Consider the following 2,454-nt stretch of genomic DNA (forward strand, 5'->3'; position numbering starts at 1 on the left):
AATAAGAACAGAGCGCCACATGCTGCGGCTGTATAAAAAATCGCCTCCCGTCCTTTATAAAGGGACCGGAGGCTGAGTTAATCAGGCCTGAAATAATGACTGTGCCAGATATTGCTGTTTATTCGCCACGCCGGGCAGGACAAAGAAATAGCCGCCGCCCACCGGTTTAATATATTCCTCCAGCGCTTCGCCGTTAAGCCGGTTCTGTACGGTTAAAAAGCCTTTTTCTAAATCATGCTGGTAGCAAACAAACAGCAGCCCCATATCGAGCTGCCCGGAGGCGGTAACGCCAGCGGAATAGCTGTAGCCGCGTCGCAGCATCAGGCTGCTTTGCGTCTCCGGCGTGCGCGGGTTGGCCAGACGAATATGCGCATCCAGCGGGATCACTTTGCCTTCGGGGTCCTGACGGTAATCCGGCTCGTCATGCTCATGCTTCATGCCCAGCGGCGCCCCGCTCAGCTTTTCGCGGCCGAAAATCGCCTGCTGCTCGCCCAGCGGCGTGCGATCCCAGAATTCGACGCGGAACTGGATAATGCGCACCGCCTGATAGCTGCCGCCCACGGTCCAGGCGGGCTCCTGCTGATCCGGCGTCACCCACAGCACCGCATCCATCAGCGTCTGGTTGGCCGCATCGGGATTAGCGGTGCCATCTTTGAAACCGAGCAGGTTAATCGGCGTCTCTTTACCTTTGCTGCGCGCCGCATGGTTTGAAATAAAACCTTCACGTCGCCAGCGTACGCTAAGGGAGTCGGGCGTATGTTTGATAATATCGCGCAGCGCGTGGATAACGGTGTCGGGGGTATTGGCGCAGATCTGCAACAGCAGATCGCCGTGGCAAACGTTGGCGTCCAGCGCGTCATTGGGAAAACGCGTCATGGTTTGCAGCTTCGTCGGCTTCAGCGCCGCCAGGCCGTAGCGCTCATCAAACAGCGACGCGCCGACCGAAACGGTGATGGTGAGATTATCCGGCCAGATATGCTCGCCCAGAATACCTGAATCCAGCGGCGGCAGCTGCGGATTGCTGACCAGCGGCGCCTCGCCGCCTTGGGTAAGAAAGGCGATGCGCTCGGTCAGCAGCTGGAACAGCTGCGTCAGGCCCTCCTTGTCGTCGACCAGCACGTCAAAGGCCACCAGCATCATCGCCGCCTGCTGCGGCGTGGTGACGCCCGCCTGATGCGCGCCGTAAAATGGCTGCCGTTCTTCCCTTGCCGACGGGGAAACCGCCCCCGGCGAGAAGCTTTCAGCCGCCGCGCCGCTGACTGGACAGCCACTGCCGACCGCCGCCGCCCCGCTTAATAAGCCGAGGCCTTTTAACAGGCGACGCCGTGAAGGCATCGCCGCGTCTGACTGCTTCTTCATCCCGCTTAATCCAGTCCCAGCGTACCGCGCAGCAGCGCCAGATCTTCCGCCAGCGCCGTGACCGGGCCTTTCAGCCGGTTACGATCGGTGAGAGTCAGCTTCTCGTAAGAGGCAAAGCCCTCCCCGACGCGGTATTTGCTCAGTATCGCATCCACTTTCTTAAAGTTGCCGTCCACCTTGCTCAGCAGCTGCGGATTGGCTTTTTCCAGCTGCGGACGCAGCAGGTTAACGATTTTTTGCGCGCCGTCGACATTGGCCTGGAAATCCCACAGGTCGGTGCGGCTGTAGCGCTCCTCCTCGCCGGAAATTTTACTGGCCGCCACTTCTTCAATCAGATCGGCCGCGCCGCCCACTACTTTGCCCGGCGGGAAAGCGAGTTCGCTGATGCGTTTTTGCAGCTCCAGCGTATCTTCATAAAGCCGATCGGCGTACTGCGCCATACCTTCGGCGCTGCGATCGCCAAACAGCGTTTTCTCCAGACGGTGGAAGCCGGTGAACTTCGGATCTTGCGCTTTCTGCTCGTAATCATCTTCACGCGCGTCGATGCTGCCGTCCAGGTCGGCAAACAGCTCGGCGATCGGTTCGATACGCTCATAGTGCTGGCGCGTCGGCGCATAGAGCGACTGCGCTTTCGCCAGGTCGCCCGCTTTTACCGCGTCGGTAAAGGCTTTGGTGCCGCTGACCAGCTGCGCTACCTCGCCCATTACCCAGGTTTTATACGCGGCGACCGGCTCGCTCAGCTGCATCAGCGACGACGATGCGCCAGTCTGCTGCGCGGCGTCGGACGCTTTGACGATCAGCTTGCCTTTCGGATTGCTGAGCAGGCCGCAGGTCATCTCATATTCGCCCGGCTCCAGGTTGGCCGTCAGCTTTTGCGTAAAGCCCGGCGCGATATTTTCGCGCTCCTCCACCACCATCACGCCTTTCAGGATTTCCCACTCCAGGCCTTTCTGGCTGTTATTGCGGATAATAAACTGCGTTTTCCCGGCGTTGACGGTCAGCGACATCGGCTCACACTGTTTATCGTTAACGCTGACGTTAACCTGCGGCACATCAGCGGCATCGGCGGTGGCGGCAAAAGCCAGCATGCAGGCC

Annotated in this window: 2 protein-coding genes; both read right to left on the reverse strand. The window is 59.7% G+C overall.

The annotated features are described in order from the left end of the window. Positions 1-81: 81 nt before the first annotated feature. The gene (gene efeB / locus MYY08_RS04330) at positions 82-1,359 is read right to left on the reverse strand and encodes an iron uptake transporter deferrochelatase/peroxidase subunit (protein ID WP_288013437.1); all 1,278 of its coding nucleotides are present in this window, start codon (positions 1,357-1,359) and stop codon (positions 82-84) included. Between the two features lie 5 nt (positions 1,360-1,364). Beyond that, a complete protein-coding gene (gene efeO, locus MYY08_RS04335) occupies positions 1,365-2,447 on the reverse strand; it encodes an iron uptake system protein EfeO (protein ID WP_288013440.1) in 1,083 nt (360 codons plus the stop codon). Between the last annotated feature and the right edge of the window lie 7 nt (positions 2,448-2,454).

Source organism: Mixta sp. (assembly GCF_024610815.1).
Taxonomy (GTDB): domain Bacteria; phylum Pseudomonadota; class Gammaproteobacteria; order Enterobacterales; family Enterobacteriaceae; genus Mixta; species Mixta calida.

Bases quoted from the DNA above. Each gene is read 5' to 3' on its own strand.
- efeO (WP_288013440.1), bottom strand. From the start codon at position 2,447: ATGCTGGCTTTTGCCGCCACCGCCGATGCCGCTGATGTGCCGCAGGTT.
- efeB (WP_288013437.1), bottom strand. From the start codon at position 1,359: ATGAAGAAGCAGTCAGACGCGGCGATGCCTTCACGGCGTCGCCTGTTA.